The sequence below is a fragment of the Gordonia sp. NPDC003585 genome (genome assembly GCF_040610755.1).
Lineage (GTDB): Bacteria > Actinomycetota > Actinomycetes > Mycobacteriales > Mycobacteriaceae > Gordonia.
The window spans coordinates 37,385-54,428 of sequence record NZ_JBEXMX010000017.1 but is presented as its reverse complement, the minus strand read 5'-3'; the positions used below and the strand labels follow the sequence as shown (position 1 = coordinate 54,428).

19 protein-coding genes are annotated in these 17,044 nt (G+C 66.4%); 4 read left to right on the top strand and 15 right to left on the bottom strand.

Annotated elements, in window-relative coordinates; translation table 11 throughout:
- Window positions 1-211 precede the first annotated feature (211 nt).
- From ABZW74_RS06750 to ABZW74_RS06690, 13 genes are all read right to left on the bottom strand, one after another.
- Window positions 212-610 (bottom strand): PIN domain-containing protein, encoded by a 399-nt coding sequence (locus tag ABZW74_RS06750; protein WP_240856409.1) that lies wholly within the window; start codon window positions 608-610, stop codon window positions 212-214.
- The gene (locus ABZW74_RS06745) at window positions 607-864 is read right to left on the bottom strand and encodes a hypothetical protein (RefSeq protein ID WP_355275130.1); all 258 of its coding nucleotides are present in this window, start codon (window positions 862-864) and stop codon (window positions 607-609) included. Before ABZW74_RS06745 ends, ABZW74_RS06750 begins: the two co-directional genes overlap by 4 nt.
- A 69-nt stretch (window positions 865-933) precedes the next feature.
- The gene (locus ABZW74_RS06740) at window positions 934-1,599 is read right to left on the bottom strand and encodes a hypothetical protein (RefSeq protein WP_355275128.1); all 666 of its coding nucleotides are present in this window, start codon (window positions 1,597-1,599) and stop codon (window positions 934-936) included.
- On the bottom strand, window positions 1,596-2,078 hold the full coding sequence (locus ABZW74_RS06735; protein WP_355275126.1) for a hypothetical protein: 483 nt from the start codon (window positions 2,076-2,078) through the stop codon (window positions 1,596-1,598). Before ABZW74_RS06735 ends, ABZW74_RS06740 begins: the two co-directional genes overlap by 4 nt.
- 352 nt (window positions 2,079-2,430) lie before the next feature.
- Window positions 2,431-3,609, bottom strand: coding sequence for a gephyrin-like molybdotransferase receptor GlpR (glpR, locus tag ABZW74_RS06730; protein ID WP_355275124.1), 1,179 nt, complete (start codon window positions 3,607-3,609; stop codon window positions 2,431-2,433).
- 153 nt (window positions 3,610-3,762) lie between these two features.
- Complete coding sequence (locus ABZW74_RS06725; RefSeq protein WP_355275122.1) at window positions 3,763-4,197, bottom strand: hypothetical protein; 435 nt, start codon at window positions 4,195-4,197, stop codon at window positions 3,763-3,765.
- 293 nt (window positions 4,198-4,490) lie between these two features.
- Window positions 4,491-5,138: an SIMPL domain-containing protein gene (locus ABZW74_RS06720; RefSeq protein WP_355275120.1), complete on the bottom strand. Its 648-nt coding sequence runs from the start codon at window positions 5,136-5,138 to the stop codon at window positions 4,491-4,493.
- Complete coding sequence (locus ABZW74_RS06715; RefSeq protein WP_240856404.1) at window positions 5,138-5,794, bottom strand: GNAT family protein; 657 nt, start codon at window positions 5,792-5,794, stop codon at window positions 5,138-5,140. The genes ABZW74_RS06720 and ABZW74_RS06715 overlap by 1 nt, the downstream gene beginning before the upstream one ends.
- Before the next feature lie 32 nt (window positions 5,795-5,826).
- A complete protein-coding gene (gene glp / locus ABZW74_RS06710; protein ID WP_240856403.1) occupies window positions 5,827-7,131 on the bottom strand; it encodes a gephyrin-like molybdotransferase Glp in 1,305 nt (434 codons plus the stop codon).
- Between the two features lie 90 nt (window positions 7,132-7,221).
- The gene (locus tag ABZW74_RS06705; RefSeq protein WP_240856402.1) at window positions 7,222-7,449 is read right to left on the bottom strand and encodes a hypothetical protein; all 228 of its coding nucleotides are present in this window, start codon (window positions 7,447-7,449) and stop codon (window positions 7,222-7,224) included.
- Complete coding sequence (locus ABZW74_RS06700) at window positions 7,433-7,999, bottom strand: hypothetical protein (RefSeq protein ID WP_240856401.1); 567 nt, start codon at window positions 7,997-7,999, stop codon at window positions 7,433-7,435. Before ABZW74_RS06700 ends, ABZW74_RS06705 begins: the two co-directional genes overlap by 17 nt.
- Before the next feature lie 290 nt (window positions 8,000-8,289).
- Window positions 8,290-8,616, bottom strand: coding sequence for a nucleotidyltransferase domain-containing protein (locus ABZW74_RS06695; RefSeq protein ID WP_240856400.1), 327 nt, complete (start codon window positions 8,614-8,616; stop codon window positions 8,290-8,292).
- Window positions 8,617-8,647: 31 nt separating this feature from the next.
- The gene (locus tag ABZW74_RS06690; protein ID WP_240856399.1) at window positions 8,648-9,595 is read right to left on the bottom strand and encodes a UTP--glucose-1-phosphate uridylyltransferase; all 948 of its coding nucleotides are present in this window, start codon (window positions 9,593-9,595) and stop codon (window positions 8,648-8,650) included.
- Window positions 9,596-9,757: 162 nt separating this feature from the next.
- Here ABZW74_RS06690 and ABZW74_RS06685 point away from each other — a divergent pair, with 162 nt between their 5' ends.
- A complete protein-coding gene (locus tag ABZW74_RS06685) occupies window positions 9,758-10,336 on the top strand; it encodes a 5-formyltetrahydrofolate cyclo-ligase (protein ID WP_355275117.1) in 579 nt (192 codons plus the stop codon).
- A gap of 21 nt (window positions 10,337-10,357) precedes the next feature.
- On the opposite strand, the gene ABZW74_RS06680 is transcribed toward ABZW74_RS06685, so the two are convergent.
- Window positions 10,358-10,705, bottom strand: coding sequence for an FmdB family zinc ribbon protein (locus ABZW74_RS06680; RefSeq protein ID WP_355275115.1), 348 nt, complete (start codon window positions 10,703-10,705; stop codon window positions 10,358-10,360).
- 269 nt (window positions 10,706-10,974) lie between these two features.
- Here ABZW74_RS06680 and ABZW74_RS06675 point away from each other — a divergent pair, with 269 nt between their 5' ends.
- The gene (locus ABZW74_RS06675; protein WP_355275113.1) at window positions 10,975-12,516 is read left to right on the top strand and encodes an alanine/glycine:cation symporter family protein; all 1,542 of its coding nucleotides are present in this window, start codon (window positions 10,975-10,977) and stop codon (window positions 12,514-12,516) included.
- A 149-nt stretch (window positions 12,517-12,665) separates the two neighbouring features.
- Here the strand turns inward: ABZW74_RS06675 and nhaA are convergent, their stop codons facing one another.
- Complete coding sequence (gene nhaA, locus ABZW74_RS06670) at window positions 12,666-13,958, bottom strand: Na+/H+ antiporter NhaA (RefSeq protein ID WP_355275111.1); 1,293 nt, start codon at window positions 13,956-13,958, stop codon at window positions 12,666-12,668.
- A 205-nt stretch (window positions 13,959-14,163) separates the two neighbouring features.
- Here nhaA and ABZW74_RS06665 point away from each other — a divergent pair, with 205 nt between their 5' ends.
- Window positions 14,164-14,829 carry an SAF domain-containing protein gene (locus ABZW74_RS06665; protein WP_240856394.1) on the top strand — a complete coding sequence of 222 codons (666 nt, stop codon included), beginning with the start codon at window positions 14,164-14,166 and terminating at the stop codon, window positions 14,827-14,829.
- 446 nt (window positions 14,830-15,275) lie between these two features.
- Window positions 15,276-16,115: a large conductance mechanosensitive channel protein MscL gene (mscL, locus tag ABZW74_RS06660; protein WP_355275108.1), complete on the top strand. Its 840-nt coding sequence runs from the start codon at window positions 15,276-15,278 to the stop codon at window positions 16,113-16,115.
- The last annotated feature ends 929 nt before the right edge of the window (window positions 16,116-17,044 follow it).

The window sequence follows — 17,044 nt, the reverse complement described above, 5'->3', positions numbered from 1 at the left end:
GTGGGTTGTCGGGGTTCGGCGGTCGCCGCCGGAGCACAGATGATCGAGATTCCGACGACCGCCGCCATCAACAGGGCAGCGCAGATGAGCGTCCAAGGCCGACGAGTCGTCGTCTGCATCGTGTCCTCCCCAATGAGGCACTGGAGGATGCTCGGTACAGCGATTCTAGTTGTCGGAAGGCCCCGACAGATTCGAGTTGGGCAAACGCACGTCAGCTCAGCGGATTGACGACACGCACTCCCCGCAGAGTGCCGCCGTCCGCCAGGTCCTCGGTCCAGAGTTCGTCGCACCCACCGCGGACAGCCGCTTCCAGGATCATCGCGTCGAAGATCGACAGCTCGTGTCGTGCGGCGGTGTGCGCAGCCACCCGAACAAGTTCGGCATCCGCGGGGATGACGTCAAGCGGCAACGAGTCGAGAACTCTGGCAGCCTCAGACCGCGACCGACCGAGTTTGCGGATCAGCACCGAGTGCAATTCGACACGCACCTGTGTGCTGATCACCGCGTCAGCGGCATGTGCGGCGAACACCTCGCGGGCACGGGACTGCTTACCCGGGAGACTGTCGTCGAACTGATACGCGAGGAGGTTGGTGTCGAGAAAGACGGTCACCGCTGCGCCTTGCGCGGCTCGTCGTACAGCTCTTCACGTGTCCAGCCGGCACCTTCGGAGCTGCCACTCAACTCGCGGGACAAATCGACAAAGTCGGCGGCCGCCCGTTGCCGACGCGAACGTGCGGTGTCCGCGTCGGCATACTCGACAAGACGTTGCGCCAGATACTGATTCACCGATTCACCACGTTCGATGGCGCGAATCCGGGCTCGCTTCAGCGTCTCGTCGTCGACTATGATCGTCAGATTCGCCATGCATCAGCGTAGCGCTGATTCGGTGCTACACGAGCGTTGCTGGTGATCGACGCAGGAGCACCTCACTCGTCAGCTCCCGCTGTCGTCACCACCGTCACCGTCGTTACCGTTGCCCCCGACGCCGCCGTTCCCTCCGTCGCCGCCGTTTCCGGGGTTGTTCTTGTTGCCGCCGTTGGCATTTCCGCCGTTCCCGCCGTCACCACCATTGCCGGCCACCACGCCACCATCATCACCGTTTCCGCCGTTTCCGCCGTTCGCCGTTCCGGTCTTCGTGTCGGCGGAGTCGGCGTTGCCACCGTTCCCTCCGTTGCCGCCGTTCCCATTGCCGATGAAGCCGCCGTAAGCGCCGTTGCCACCCTTGCCGCCGGTCGTGGTGTGACCGCCCTTGGCGTCGCCGCCATTTCCGCCATTTCCGCCGGTCGCGTTGCCATTGACCGCTGTGGCGTCGCCGCCGTTGCCGCCGCCACCGCTGTCACCGAAGAAGTTGAGATCCGAGATGCGCGAACCGGCGTCGGCACCGTCACCCGCAAAGGCGTCACCGTAGGCCGCGTACGCATCGCCGCCGTCGCCTCCGCGGCCCGAGTTGCCACCAAACAATCCGCTGGCACCGCCGATGGCGCCGTCTCCGGCGATGGCGTCGAGTACCCCGGACGTTTGCATGTCACAGCCGCCGTCGCCGCCGCTTCCGCTCAGCAGTCCGCCGTCGCCGCCCACGCCACCATTGGTCGCCGTCACCACCGTCCGGTGCTGTCGTACACCGCGTTCAGACCGTCCCCGCCGCGTCCTCCATTGCCGAACAGCCAGGCACTGCCACCCGCACCGCCGAAGGCACCGTCACCGCCGTCACCGCCGAGCAGTCCGCCGTCCTCGCCGACGCAGTTGCTCGTGCAGTCAGGGTTGACGACCAGGGCGTCCCGACCGTTGCCGTACAACCAGCCACCGTCACCGAACATGGGCCGAGCGGTGGTGGTGGTGACGGAAAGGGATTCTGCATCTCCGGCGACCGGAGTGGCGACGGTCGTGGTGATCGACAGCACCTGATCGTCGACCGTCGCCGACCGGGCGGTCGTGGCGCTCACCGACTTCCATCCGCCGTCACTCGAGAGCATGCCGACCGTCGCGGCCGTGACCGACCACCATCGACCGTCGACAAATCTGGATCGGGTTGTCGAGGACCGCGCGTAGGTGCGCGCGCCGTCGTCGAAGGTTGGCACGGTCGAAATCGTTGTGTTCAAGGTGGTTTCGCGACCAACCGGGGCGGCCGGTACGGCCCAGCGCGGCACGACGACCTTCTTGGACACCACCACGATCGGCGCGGGGCCGACGAAGCCGACCTGCCCGGTGGCGGCTCGACAGACACATGGGCACCGCCAACCAGGGCGGGAAGGGCTGCGGCTGTCACACACGCCCCGGCGAACAACGTCGCCACTACGTGCTTGACGCGCACCGGCTTTGGCTTCGGCATGATCCTGAGCCTCCATCGCTGGACTGGCAGCGGTCGTGCACAAACCAGTCAAGTCGATGGGGACCGAATTGTCGGCGGATTGGCGAAATGCCCTCGCTCACTCAGCCGACGCGACGATACTCCGGCTCTTCGCGCATCACGCGGCGACGCTGGAACGGCGGCAGATGCTCGAACACCGGGTCCTCGTCGTCGATCTCGAGCACCACGGCACCGCCGGGGCGGCGCAACCGGGGAGGCGGTGGCGCAGCAGCGAATTCGGGGGTCTGCTCCATACGACGACGCCGCTCGGCGTCCTGACGGCGCACCCGCTGAGCCCGTGTGGCGCGCTGAGCCCGGATCTTCTGCTCAGTCTTGGTGGCGCGTCGTAGGTAGAAGAGATAGCCGAGAAGCAGTGTCGCGGTCACGCCGGTTGCGACCCAGCCCGCCAACCCGAAGGCGAACCCGCCGGCGACTGCCGCGAGCACCAGGATCAGGAGGCCGATGGTGACGCGCTGCCGTTCGCGGTAGCGCAGGTCGCGACCCTTGTCTTCGATGGAATACGCACTGCTGCGGGTGGATCCACGCACGCGGCTTCCCCGACCGGCTTCTGGGCGCTGCGCGGTCTCGGATTCGGTCGCATCCTCGGCATCGTCGGCACGGACATCGTCGTCCTCGTGTGCCGACCGCGAGTAGCCGTCGTACTCGTCCTCGTCGAGGTCGTCGTCTTCGGACTCGTACTCGGACTCTGCCTCGTAGTCGTCTTCGTCGTCGTAATCCTCGTCGTACTCGGCATCTTCGTAGTCGGCGTCGTCCTCGTACTCGGCGTCCTCGTCGTACTCGTCCTCGTACTCGGCGTCTTCAGCGTCCTCGGCCCCAGCCTCGGCGTCGGCCGGCTCATCGGCCTCCAAATCCTCGTCGAGATCGGCGTCGTCGACCACCGGTGCTTCGACAGCCTCGGCGGAGGCCCGCTGCACCGTCGTCGACTCGACCTTCTCGTCGTCCGAATCAGCGGCGTCAGAATCGACCTCGTCGGATTCGGCGGCGTCGGATTCGGCGGCGTCGCCGAGCTTCGCCTTGAGTCGTTCTTCCTTGGTCTTGCGCGACCATGACGGGTTGTCGGGATGGCGCCCGACGGCACGTCGACGCGGCGTCGCGGTCTTGGTTCCGCCGCGATGCAGGAGTCGGGTGGCGCGGGCGATGTCGGTGGACTTGAGCATCTGCGGCCGGCCCTTGATCACCATCGGGACCAGCACGAAGAGCCAGACCGCGACGAGGCAGACCCACAGTACAGAGTTGGGCATGGTGACTCTCCCTTTCTTTCACTCTGGTCACACGGATTCACTCGACAATCTATTGCCGATCACCGCGGGTCCTGCGCAGACGCGCCGAGGGAGAGCAAAGTCGGCCGGTTTCATAGCGGCCTCTCAGCAAGACCGCCATGAAACCGCGCTACCTCACTGACAGAGTTGCTCTGAGATGTTGACCCGGAATCGTCCGAGGTCGACCTGCCCGTGTCGTGGTGTGGTCTGCCACCGCGACGAACCGACCGCGTCGCGTTTGGTGCCGGTCTTGTACCAACTGCCGTCGGGCCGCAACGCCTGACTGCAGGGCTTGATCTCGGTGTTCACCAGCACCCGGTAGGTGGTGAGCGGCCGTACGTTCCGGAAAACGGTGCAGCCGTTGCCGGTTGTCCCCTGGGTACGGCCGATCTCCCACCAGTTGCGATTCACCAGCGTCACGCCGCCGTGGTAGGGCCGACCGTCGAACCACGACGCGCAGACCCGAACCGACGGCGCAGGCGCGGCGTCGGCTGTCGGTGTCGCCACCACGACACTCGTCACCCCCGCACCGATGGCCATGACCCCCGCAAGCACACGCAACTTCATCATCTGTCCCCCGTCTCTGTCGCATCGCGAATTTGTGATGTCGAACTTACCTTGAGTCACCACCCCGCTCGATGGTCCGCCCCCTTGCCGGAGGGCGCCACCCCGCTGGCTGAGGTGCTCGAGGCGCCAGCCGAGAGCCTCGAAGCCCGGGTGAGAGGACATTGTCGGCTCGCCAGGCCTTCGAGGCTCGTCGACTTCGAGACGCTCCATGCTCGTACCTCGCATGGGGCTCCTCAGCCCGGCGGCTAGCGCTCCTCGCACCTCAGGCAGCGGGGTGGGCAAGCCGCCAGCGCAACTCAGTCCGCAGCGAACCGTGCGTCGACAGCGACGACGATCTCGATGTCCTCGGGTCGCAGTTCGATGCTCGGGCCGGTGTCGCCCATCGGTGCGGCCGCGCGCATCATCGGCATCGGTCGCGGTTCGGCGAGCATGTTGGGATCGGCGAGTTGCGTCGCCACGACCGGTCCGCGTCCCACCGCGTCGGCGTACGCCTGCGCCTTGTCGACGGCGTCGTCGACGGCCAGCCGACGCAGATCTCGCTCGAACGCTCGCCGGTTCTCCTCGGTGACGGCCCACGACACCCGACTCACCTCGACGTCGTCGGCGCCGATCCATCGATCGACGAACTCGGAGAGCTTCTCGAAGTCGACGAACGTCGCCTCGACCCCGATCCTTGTGGTGTACAAGAGTTCTCGGCGTTTACCGCTCGGATCGTAGGGGCGGTGGGAGTAGACGCGCACGGCATCGCTCGACCACGTCGTCACCGCACCGTCGGCCTCCAACGACGCGAGCGCCTCGGTGAGTGAGGCGTGCGCGGCGGCTGCGGCGGAACGGACCGTCGCCTTGTCGTTGTCCTCGGCGCGCACCGCAAGACCCACGACCGCCAACTCCGGCGCATACCTGCCGCTCGCGTTGCCGCGGACCACGATCTCCAGTGGGCTCATCAGCGGAAGCTCGCCCGACCCGCCCGCACCAGCGTCTCGGCGGCGCTGCCGGCCACCTCTTCGACGGTCAACGCGAACAGCAGGTGGTCGCGCCAGCGTTTGTTGACGTCCATGTACCGCTCGAGCAGCCCTTCCTGACGGAAACCGACCTTGCTCAAGACTTTTTGCGACGCAACGTTCGACGGCTGAACCGTTGCGTCGAGCCGGTGCAGCCCGACCACGCCGAAACAATGGTCGACGCCGAGGGCGACAGCCGCGGTCGCAATGCCCTTGCCCGCGTGCACCTCGTCGATCCAGTAGCCGATCCACGCGGTCCGTACCGCGCCCCGCTGAATGTTGCCGACGGTCAGCTGCCCCACGTACACACCGTCGAGTTCGATCACGAATGGCAGGATGGTGCCGCGTTTGGCCTCGGATTTCAGGATCGCGAAGAGCGGCGGCCACGAACTCGGTTGGTGACGGTCGGCCCAGCTTCCGACGCCGGTCGGCTCCCACGGCAGCAACGAATTCTGGTTGCGGATGCGCAGTTCGCTCCACGTCTTGCCGTCGCGAAGCTTCACCGGCCGCAAATTCACCGCTCCCGCGGGCAAACGCAACGGACCGAGGGTCGCCGGCCACCCCGGACTGGCCTGCTCACCGCTCAACCACCTGAACACAAGAGTTGAGTTTATGCGGTGAAAGGCAAACCTCAGCCGCGTTGCGCGAGGAACGCGACGTCGACTTCGTCGCCGGTGCCGAGTTCGTCGACCTCGGGATCGACCATGATCAGGCAGTTTGCCTCGGCGAGTTCGGCGAGCAGGTGCGACGACCCGGTCGGCGACGCGCCGAGCACCTGCACCAAGTAGTCCCCCGACCGTTCGTCCCGCATAAGCTGTCCCCGTAGATAGCCCTTACGACCCTGGACCGACGCGATCGGTCCGATGGTGCGTGCCTTGATGACGCGGCGCATGGGTTGCCGTTTGCCGAGGGCGATGCGGATGAGGGGTCGAACCATCACCTCGAACGTGACGAGCGCGCTCACCGGGTTGGCGGGCAGCAGGAACGTTGGGACCTCGTCTCGCCCCAGCCGGCCGAAGCCCTGCACGGAACCCGGATGCATGGCGACGCGCACGATCTCGAGATCACCGAGGTCGGCCAGGGCGTCGGCGATGGCGCGCGACGCGCTGCCGCCCACCGCGCCGCAGATCACCACGATCTCCGACCGGATGAGTTGCGCCTCAACCACTTCCCGCATCCGCGACGCCTCGCGCTCGGCGATGCCGACGCGATTCACGTCGGCACCGGCGTCGCGCGCGGCGGCGGCGAGCGCGTAGCTGTTGACGTCGTAGATCTGGCCGGGCCCGGGGGTGCGGTCGATGTCGACTAGTTCGCTGCCCACCGAGATCACCGACAGGCGCGGCCGGGGATGCACCATCACCCGCGACTGTCCTACCGCCGCAAGCAGTCCCACCTGGGCGGGACCGATGATGGACCCGGACCGCACGGCGACGTCACCGGGTTGCACGTCGTCGCCGACGCGTCGGACGTAGTCGCCGCTCTCGACGGCGTGACCGATCTTGACCTTCTGCTCGCCGCCGTCGGTCCAGCGCAGCGGGACCACCGCGTCGGCGAGAGTGGGCATGGGCGCACCGGTTTCGACGCGCACCGCCTGATGCGGTTGCAGTCTCGTCGGCGTGCGGGTGCCCGGCTCCATCTCCCCGACCACCGGCAACGACACGATCATCGGCTCATTCGGCTCGAGGTCCACCAATTCGGCTCCGGCGGTGTCGAAGTCCTCGATGTCCTCGGGTGCGATGGTGCCCGCGAGCCCGACGTCGACGGCCCGCACGGCGTAGCCGTCGATGGCGGCCTGATCGAACCCGGGCATGGGCAGCTCGGTGACCACTTCCTCGGCGCACATCAAACCCTGCGACTCCGAGATCGCCACCCGCACCGGCCGTGGCGCCACGGCAGCAGCGGTCACCAGGGTCAGATGATCCTCGACCGAACGCATTTCACCGCACTCTCACCGGATACAGCACAGCGAAAACTGTAGCGGTTCGAGCGGAGGGTACGACGCAGGCGCGCGGACCGCTACCGACTGTCAGGTCAGCAGGTCGCCAAATCCCTGCCGCTCGATGCTGCTCATCAAGCGTTTCGACGGCTCGTTGTCGTCGAGCCAACGCCGCAGCCCAGCCCGCTGGGCGGCAATGTCGGCGTAGTCGAGACGAAGGCAGGCCAGCAGTGCGCCCAATGACTGAGGCGCTGGGCGCGGCTCCCCAGAGTGCAGAAAGACGCTGTCGTCCTGCACTCGTTCATTCATGATCGCCATCGTCCCACCTCCGCAACTCTGCCGTCAGCTCGGGAGTCCCATCTTCTCCGCTGCTCACCCCGAGGATATACAGGGCCGATGACCTCATCAACAGCTCATACTGCTCAGCGAGTGCAGGCACTCCAGCGGGCGGCACCCACAACACCCCAGTGCCGGCCGGCACGATCAGACGGAGAACGAGGGGATCACGCGGAGGAACCGTGAATGAAGAAGCAATCGAGCGCAACGGCGACGTGGCCAAGAAACCGCCTACACGCACTACTCGGTCGACCAATTGTTCGACTTCATGGCCCGCGACGCCCAAAGCCGACCCCGCGTCGCGGATACCGCGCCACGCCATCGCACGGCGACCGATCGGATGGCGCCGAATCACAACCTCAAGAAAGTCGCGCACCTCTTCGGCCTCGTAGTCGGCGGGAGGGTCGATTTCGCGTTCAATCGCTTGGACCCTTTCGTAGAAGCGATCCAATCCCTGCCAACGCACAACGGCAGCACGCTCCTCACCAGAAAGATCGTCGCCCGGCATCGTGGCGTCGAGATAAGCGATCAAGTCGCGGGCATCAGCGGCCGTCGGTCCGCCCAGCGGGTTGTTACGTGGTGCGGGTCGCAGCGCTCGGTCCTCCGGGAAATAGCGTTCCGATGTCGCCCTGAATCCTAGACACGCTCAAGGGCATCAATTCGCAATCGACTGCAGTACTTCTGGACGAGCACTGCAAATCCTGTTGAGCGCACGACGTTTCGTAGAGCTGATTGGTGCTGCCTATGCCGATGACCAGATCCCACGGCTGGCCGGAATAGGCGTTCCGGAATTCCACCGGGAGGTGGCCGGCGGACACCGCCTCACAACGACACAGCGTCGGCGAGTACGCGCCGAGAGAACCGATCATCAGTGAGTGCACCTTCGCTGATCACGTCGACTTTGATACCGAGCAAGTCGCTGAGCTCCGACATCAAGATGCCCACCTCACCCAGGTGCGTGTCCGGAAGAAAGGTGACGAGGAGGTCGAGGTCGCTGTCGATGGTGTCGATACCGCTTGCGGCGCTACCGAATACCCGGACGTTCGAGCCCCGATGAGCGGCGACCAGCTCGATGATCTCGTCGCGATGCTTCTTGAGCAGAACCGATGGACGCTGCCGTGTTCGTCTGCTCAATTCCGCGCGATCCACAGCCAGAGTTTATACCAGTCGTGGTATGTCCTCAGCCCTCTGCGAGCCGCTTCTGCAGCCACTCCCGCAGGTCGGGTCCGTAATCCTCGCGGTCGAGGGCGAAGTCGACGGCCGCCTTGAGGTAGCCGCCTGGGTTGCCGAGGTCGTGACGCGTGCCGCGATGCACGACGACGTGCACCGGCTCGCCTTCTGCGATGAGCAGTGCGATGGCGTCGGTGAGTTGCAGCTCGCCGCCGGCGCCGGGTTCGATGCGGCGCAGGGCGTCGAAGATCTTGCGGTCGAGGATGTAGCGTCCGGCGGCCGCGAGGTTCGAGGGAGCGTCCTTGGGGTCCGGTTTCTCCACCATTCCCTTGAGACGTTTGACATTCGGATTGTGCGCGTCGGGCAACTCCTCGACGTCGAACACGCCATACGCGGAGATCCGGTCTCCGGGTACCTCGATCGCGCACAGCACCGACCCGCCGCGTCGCTGACGTGTACGGGCCATGACCTCGAGCACGCCGCCCGGAAGGACAAGGTCGTCGGGTAGGAGGACCGCGATGGCGTCTTCGTCGTCGTCGAGGTACTTCTCCACACATCCGACGGCGTGTCCGAGGCCGAGCGGCTTCTCCTGGACCACCGACGCCACCTCGAGCAGCGACGGCGCCTTGCGCACCTTGGCCAGCATCGCGGCCTTGCCCCGCTTGGCCAGCGTGTTCTCCAGCACCAGGTCTTCGACAAAGTGCGCGACGACGCCGTCCTTGCCGGGCGAGGTGACGATGAGCAGACGTTCGGCGCCGGCGGCCTTGGCCTCCTCGGCGACCAGCTCGATGCCGGGGGTGTCGACGACCGGCAGCAATTCCTTGGGCACCGTCTTGGTGGCGGGCAGGAATCGGGTACCCAGACCGGCCGCGGGGACGACGGCGGTGCGTGGGATCGGCGGAGTGTTCGGTACGGCTTCGTACTCGGTGAACTCGTCGGTTTGCGTGCTGGACGTCATGGTCACCACCCTAGGACAGCTCGCTGTCAGAAGCCTGTCGTCACGATGCAAGTCACCTCCGTCGAACAGGTGAATTCCCGGCGGTAGCGGGTCCGACGCGGTGTGCGATCGGCTACAGTCCGGTTCGAGAAGCATCGGGATCTGCGCGAGGGATGGTCGGGGTTGCGGACTCTGAAGAGACGACTACGGGATGAGGGCACCGAGCATCGGGCCCGCATGTCCCCGTTTGCGCGCGAGCAGGCTGCGGCCAACCTCGCCGAATGGATTTACGCGGCGCCGTTCCGCCTGGAATACGACGTGACGGTTGCCGCGTACGTGCCGGTGGGGTCGGAGCCCGGCTCGTTGGCGATGCTCGACGCCCTGCTGGACCGCGGCGTCACAGTCCTCATCCCGGTGGTCCCACCCGGAGAACCCGACCGCCTCGACTGGGCCCGCTACACCGGCCAGCAGTCGCTGGCCCGCGGGCGATGGGGGCTGTGGGAGCCGACCGGTTCGCGCCTGGGCGCCGAGGCCATCCGTGCGGCGTCGGTGATCCTGGTCCCCGCGCTCGCGGTCGACAAGTCCGGCGTCCGACTGGGCCGTGGTGGCGGCTACTACGACCGCACGCTCACCGGACTGACCGCCGACGTGGTCGCGGTGATCTACGACGACGAGCTCGTCGACTCCCTACCCGCCGGACCGTACGACGTACCGGTCGGCTGGGTACTCACCCCAGAGGGCGGGTTCGGGGCATTGGGCTAGCTGGGTTTCAGACCTGGTTGATCAGGCCGGCGCAGCAGCCTTGGTGGTCGAACTCGAGCTCGACGAGCTGCTGTCGGACTTCGACGAGCTGCTGCTCTCTGACTTACTCGAACTCGAATCGGACTTCGTCGAGCTCGACTCCGAACTCGACGACGAGCTGTCGCTCGAGGAGCTGTCCGAGGAGGACGAGCCGGGACGGGAGTCGGTGCGGTAGAAGCCGCTGCCCTTGAAGACGATGCCGACACTGTTGAACAGCTTGCGGAGGCGTCCGGTGCACTGCGGGCATTCGGTCAGCGAGTCGTCCGAGAACGACTGGACGATGTCGAACTTGTTGTCGCACTCCGTGCACGCATACGAATAAGTGGGCACCGAAACCTCCGGAAGTCAGTGAATCGCTGACAAGTGTAACCGATTTTGGCACTCCAACATTCCGAGTGCTAAGCCGCTGGTCCGACGGTGCGCCGTGCGAGTGAACTCCGGTTGCCATGACGCTCGTTTTCCGAGTGTCGTTGCAACCTGTTCGGTTCTCCACCCGTTCGCGTCGCGAACATCCTTTGGTCATGGAATGGTAAAGGTCGGCGGCGGACAACGGAGCCCCGTGCCATGAGACCCAGCACCCGATCCCGGAGCACGTTCCCATGACCGATTTTCTCGACACCGTCAACGGCTACATCTGGAGCAATCCGCTCGTGTACCTCTGCCTGGCAGCGGGGGTGTTCTTCTCGCTGCGCACCAGGTTTGTGCAGGTACGCCAGATCCCGGAGATGATCCGGGTGATGCTGCACGGTGAACGCTCCCCCGACGGCGTCTCGTCGTTTCAGGCGCTGACGATGTCGCTGGCCGGCCGCGTCGGCACCGGCAACATCGCGGGCGTCGCCACAGCCATCGCCTTCGGCGGACCGGGTGCGCTGTTCTGGATGTGGATGGTCGCGTTCCTCGGGGCGTCGACGTCGTTCGTGGAGTGCACCCTCGGCCAGATCTACAAGACCCGCGACCGCCTGACCAACGAATACCGCGGCGGTCCCGCGTACTACCTCAGCCGCGCACTGGCGCACACCAAGGCGGCGCCGTACTTCAAGGTCTACGGCCTCGTCTTCGCCGCGGTCACCGTGCTCGCCTGCGGGCTGCTGCTCCCGAGCGTGCAGTCGAACTCGATGGCAGTGGCGATGAACGACGCGTGGGGCATCTCGACCTACTGGGCTGCGATCGGCATGGTGATCGTCCTGGCGTTCATCATCATCGGTGGCGTCAAGCGGATCGCGGCGTTCGCGTCGATCGTGGTCCCCTTCATGGCGATCGTCTACATCGTCCTGGCCATCGTCATCGTCGCGATGAACGCCTCGGAGGTTCCCGGCGTCGTGCGCATGGTGTTCAGCAGCGCCTTCGGGTTGGACTCGGCATTCGGTGCGATCATCGGCGCGGCCATCATGTGGGGCGTCAAGCGCGGCATCTACTCCAACGAGGCCGGCCAGGGCACCGGCCCGCACGCGGCGGCCGCAGCCGAGGTGTCGCACCCCGCCAAGCAGGGACTCGTGCAGGCGTTCGCGGTGTACGTCGACACCCTGTTCATCTGTTCGGCGACCGGATTCCTCATCCTGTCGACCGGGGCCTACCGCGTGTTCGAGGGCGAGTCCGATTCCGGCGCCGTCATCGCCGACGGCGGGCTGCTTGACGACGGCGTCGAGGTGGGTCCCACGTTCGTCCAGGCCGGCTTCGACACCCTTTGGAGCGGCGCGGGTTCGTCGTTCGTCGCCATTTCACTGGCCTTCTTCTGTTTGACGACGATCATCGCCTACTACTACATGGCCGAAACCAATCTGCGGTTCTTGCTCGGCAAGGCGTCGACCGTATACATCCAGCCCCTGCGCAGCACGGTGGGAACCAACGTCACCATGCTGCTGCAGGGCCTGATCCTGGTGTCGGTGGCGATCGGTGCGGTGTCGACGGCTACCGAAGCCTGGACGCTCGGCGACATCGGCGTCGGCCTGATGGCCTGGCTCAACATCGTCGGCATCCTGATCCTCCAGCAACCCGCGTTCAAGGCGCTACGCGACTACGAACGCCAGAAGAAGCAGGGCAAGGATCCCGTGTTCGATCCGATCGCGCTCGGCATCGTCGGCGCGTCGTTCTGGGAGAGCTACCAACCCAAAGACGAACGCAAGGAATCGGTTTCGGCCTGACGGCCTGACCCCAACGCCACCCGGGTGGCACTGAAAGTTGGGAAAGAACTCCCGCTCACCCTTTTCGCTCCCGCTTATTGGATCTAATAAGCGGGAGCGAAAAGGGTGAGCGGGAGCCGGTGGAGCGCAGGGCCCCGAGGCCGCCTAGATCAGCCGCCGATGACGTCGCGATCGACGTCGGGAATGCCGTCACGGTTCATGTCGGGATCACGCAACTGACGTGCGTCCCACCTCAGCAGGACGGCGGCGATTGCCGCCGACACCACCGACCCGGCGAGGATCGCGGCCTTCGCGGCGGCGGCGTGCGAGTCGCTGCCCACTTCGAACGACAGTTCCGCGATCAGCAGGGCGACGGTGAATCCGACGCCGGTCAGCATGCCGACGGGCAGAAGGTCTCGGAGGCCGATGGAGTCGGGCAGTCGTAATGGGGTGAAGCGCACCATCAATGCCGTGAATGCCAGGACGCCGACCACCTTGCCGACGACGAGTCCGAGCATGATGCCGATCGACACCGGCTGGATGATGCCCGACGTGCCGACCACGGTCACCCCGGCTGCGGCGAAGGCGAACACGGGCAGGGCGAGCGCAGCGGAGTAGGGCCGGACGGTTTCGTCGAACAGTTCCGTGCGCGGCATCCGTTCGCCGCGGATCGCGACGGCCGGCACCGAGAAGCCGAGCAGCACACCGGCGATGGTCGCGTGGACGCCGGAAGCGTGCATCAGCGTCCACGCCGTCAGCGCGACCGGCAACAGCAGCAGCCACCAGCGTCGGGCCATCCGGACGAGCACCGCGAACACCGCGACCGCCACCAGTGCGCCGAGCAGGGCGGGCAGGTTGATCGTGTCGGTGTAGAAGGTGGCGATCACCGTGATGCCGAGCAGGTCGTCGACGACGGCGAGGGTGAGCAGGAACGTTCGCAGCGCCACCGGCAGTCCGCGGCCGAAGATGGCGAGGACGGCGAGCGCGAACGCGATGTCGGTGGCTGTGGGGATCGCCCAGCCGCCGAGCGCTTCGGGGTCGCCGATGCCGACGACGGCGACGTAGCAGGCCGCCGGGACGATCATGCCGCCGAGGGCCGCGACGATGGGCACCCCGGCGAGCTTGAAGTCGCGCAGGGTGCCGGCGACGAACTCATGTTTGAGTTCCACCCCGACGACGAAGAAGAAGATGGCGAGCATGCCGTCGGCGATCCAGTCGGCCAGCGACAGGTGCAGATGAAGGGCCGCCGGGCCGAACTCGATCTCGAGGAGATCCTGGTAGCTGTCCCGCCAGGGTGAGTTGGCCCAGACGACGGCGATCGTGGCGGCGGTGAGCAGCAAGGCGCCGCTGGTGGTGTCGAGGGCTGCCCAGCGCTTGAGCTGAGCGGTGCGCGACGGCGAGGTGTCCGACGTCGACTCGCCTGGTGGCGAGAGGTCGGAACCGGTGGGTTGCTGGTCGGACATGAATCCTCCATTGGGGTCGTCGGTGGCATTCTCCGGCACTTTCTGCTGCCGGAGGCCGACCAGACTTCCCGGCACACCGCGGACCATTCTCCCCGACGCCGGCGACATTCTCGAACCGGGCAGGTCATCCACAGGTCAGCGGGGGTTTCGCAGCACCTGTGGATGGTTGGCCCTCGGTGCGTCGGCGCGAACCTAGTGTCGTCGCATGCCTTCTCTGCGTCGTCCCACTCGGACCGGACTCGCTCCCCGATGGCGCGACCGGCTCCGGCACGCCTTGCGGCCAGGCTGGACGCGCAGCGTGCTCATCCGGCGCGCCGCAGCCATAGCGCTGCTCGCGGTCGCCGTGGGCGTCGGTTTCGCCGGACACCGGACGAGCGGCGAACGTCCGGTGCTGGCAGCGGCCCATGAACTGCGGCCTGGCCAGCCGCTGACCGCCGACGATGTGCTGGTGGTGCGCGTTCCTGCGGCGCTGGTCCCCGACGGTGCGCTCACCAGCGCCGACGCCGGGATCGGACGCATGATCGCCGGGCCGGTCCGCATCGGTGAGATCGTCACCGACGCCCGACTCCTCACGCCACGCCTGCCCTCTGCGCTCACCGGTTCCGACGACGCCCGGCTCGTCCCGGTGCACCTCGCCGACGACGCCCTGACCGCGTTGCTGCGTTCGGGCGACGTGGTCGACGTGCTGTCGCCCGACGCGGAAGTCTTGGCGCGCGGCGCGGTGGTCGCGCTCCCCGCGACGCAGAGTGCCGGAGGTGGGTTGGCCGCCCGAACTGCGACCCGTCCCGTACTGCTCGCGATGAACGAATCGTCGGCGCACCGCGTCGCCGCCGTCGGACTCGACGCACCGCTTGCCGTGGTGCTGCATTGACGCGAGCACAGAGTCCCCCACCACTGCCTGAGGTGCGACGAGCGGAGACTCCCCCACCGCTGCCTGAGGTGCGACGAGCGCAGACTCCCCCACCGCTGCCTGAGGTGCGACGAGCGCAGACTCCCCCACCGCTGCCTGAGGTGCGACGAGCGCAGACTCCCCCACCGCTGCCTGAGGTGCGACGAGCGCAGCGAGGAGCCTCGAAGGCCTGGCGACACGACATTGTCATCTCACCAGGGAGCGCTCGCGCCGAGCCACCGGTCGGGCGCGTTCAACCCGGCGAGGTACCCGACACATATCGCGCATTCGCTGCAAAGAAGCGCGATTCGTTTACGATCCTGGATAGGGTTTGGAAGTTCGGTGTCACACATCGAATTCAGGAACTCGTTAGAGATTCGAATTACCGAGAACAAGAGCGGGAAATCACCAAGGAGAGGCCGCACACCGTGCTCAAGGGATTCAGGGACTTCATACTCAAGGGCAATGTCGTCGAATTGGCGACCGCGGTCATCATCGGTGCAGCGTTCACCGCGATTGTCACCGCGTTCACCGACGGCATCGTCCAGCCGATCATCAACTCGATCCCGATCGGCAGCGACGCCGCTCAGGGGCTCGGCTTCCAGATCACCGACAATCCGTCGACGTTCGTCAACATCGGCGCTGTGATCACCGCGATCATCAACTTCCTCATCATCGCGGCCGTCGTGTACTTCATCATCATCATGCCGTACAACAAGCTCGCCGAACTGGGCGGCTTCGGCAAGAAGTCCGAGGTCACCGAGGTCGCGCTGCTCACCGAGATCCGCGATCTGCTCGATCCGGAGGGTGCGTCCCCGGCGAAGGCAGAAGCCGAGGCCGACCTGCCCGACCACCTGTCCGACCCATCCGGACCACCGTCTGGGCCACTGTATGGAGCACCGGCCGGCGCGGCCGCAGGAGCCACACAGCGCATCTCGACGTCGAAGCCCGACGCCCCGCAACCGCCTCCGGCGCCGTCGACCGCACCGTACGAGCCGCCGTCAGGCCCACCCTCGGGCCCGCAGGCACCGCTCACCGGACCTCCGGCGGGACCCCCGCCCGGACCGCTCGGTGGGCCGGGCGGACCCGGCGGACCGCCGTATCCGACGCCGCAGCCGGCTCCCGGCAATTACCCACCTCCGGGTAACTACCCGCCGCCCGGCAACTACCCGCCGCCCGGGCCTCAAGGACCGCCGCCCGGATCGGGTCCCGGCACGCAGTACCCCGGTGACTTCCCACCGGACGCGCCCGGACGTCACTCACGCTGACAACAGATCGGCCCCCGCACACCGCGGGGGCCGATTTGTGTCTGTCCACCACCAAGCTGGGCCACCGCTCGCCACCACCGCTCCCTGAGGTGCGCCCTTCGGCACACTCGCCGGCTCGCTGCTCAGGACCCGCGGAGCGAGCTTCGAAGGGCTCGGAAACGCTCTCTCACCAGGCCCTTCGAGGCTCGTCGCTTGCGCTCCTCGCACCTCAGGGAGCGGTAAACGGCGTCGCTTGCGCTTGCTCGCTCAGGGAGCGGTGGGAGCGTGCAGACCCGGACCCACAGCCGACTGACAGCGACACCGGCAGCCACCGTCCAGGTTCGGTTCCTACCTTCAGTTGAGTCCGACGAAGTACAGACACAACCGGAGGTACAACACATGCCACAGCAGCCGCAGCGTCCCGATAACCGTGGTGGCCAGCCGCAGGGTCGTCCCGGAGGACGCCCGCAGCCTCGTCGGCGCCCGGAGCCCCGTCCGCGTCGGTGGCCGTTCGGCTTCTTCGGAAGCTGACTTCGCGTCACCAATTTTCGAGAGCGCGGCCCTGCGGTACCCCCGACTCCGCAGGGTCGCGTTCGGCCTTTCTCTCTCCAATCTGGGTGGTACGACCGAACCTGATCGAAACTCACAGCGAGCGCGCAGGTTTCGGCAGCAAACTCACAGGAAACTGGCAGAAAGCCAGGTCACTGATCGGACGGGCGACATTCCGTGCGCCGCAGTAGGTTCCACACGGTGCCGTCCGATCGGACGAAAGTGGCCCGACATGTCCAGATGTCCTTGAGGCGCACCCTCTCCGCAGTTAGCGTTCGTAACGTCCGATGATGAATCGGCGATCAACCTATCGTGACGCCTGTCACTTCCGACGACGTCCGGAAAAAGGAGAGAGCTATGCCCCCACGTAGGGGACCTGGTGGCCCCGGCGGACCTGGCGG

Excerpts from the sequence above, each read along its gene's own strand:
- ABZW74_RS06745 (WP_355275130.1), bottom strand. The coding sequence starts at position 864 with ATGGCGAATCTGACGATCATAGTCGACGACGAGACGCTGAAGCGAGCC.
- glpR (WP_355275124.1), bottom strand. The coding sequence starts at position 3,609 with ATGCCCAACTCTGTACTGTGGGTCTGCCTCGTCGCGGTCTGGCTCTTC.
- ABZW74_RS06725 (WP_355275122.1), bottom strand. The coding sequence starts at position 4,197 with ATGATGAAGTTGCGTGTGCTTGCGGGGGTCATGGCCATCGGTGCGGGG.
- ABZW74_RS06720 (WP_355275120.1), bottom strand. The coding sequence starts at position 5,138 with ATGAGCCCACTGGAGATCGTGGTCCGCGGCAACGCGAGCGGCAGGTAT.
- glp (WP_240856403.1), bottom strand. The coding sequence starts at position 7,131 with ATGCGTTCGGTCGAGGATCATCTGACCCTGGTGACCGCTGCTGCCGTG.
- ABZW74_RS06705 (WP_240856402.1), bottom strand. The coding sequence starts at position 7,449 with ATGGCGATCATGAATGAACGAGTGCAGGACGACAGCGTCTTTCTGCAC.
- ABZW74_RS06690 (WP_240856399.1), bottom strand. The coding sequence starts at position 9,595 with ATGACGTCCAGCACGCAAACCGACGAGTTCACCGAGTACGAAGCCGTA.
- ABZW74_RS06675 (WP_355275113.1), top strand. The coding sequence starts at position 10,975 with ATGACCGATTTTCTCGACACCGTCAACGGCTACATCTGGAGCAATCCG.
- nhaA (WP_355275111.1), bottom strand. The coding sequence starts at position 13,958 with ATGTCCGACCAGCAACCCACCGGTTCCGACCTCTCGCCACCAGGCGAG.
- ABZW74_RS06665 (WP_240856394.1), top strand. The coding sequence starts at position 14,164 with ATGCCTTCTCTGCGTCGTCCCACTCGGACCGGACTCGCTCCCCGATGG.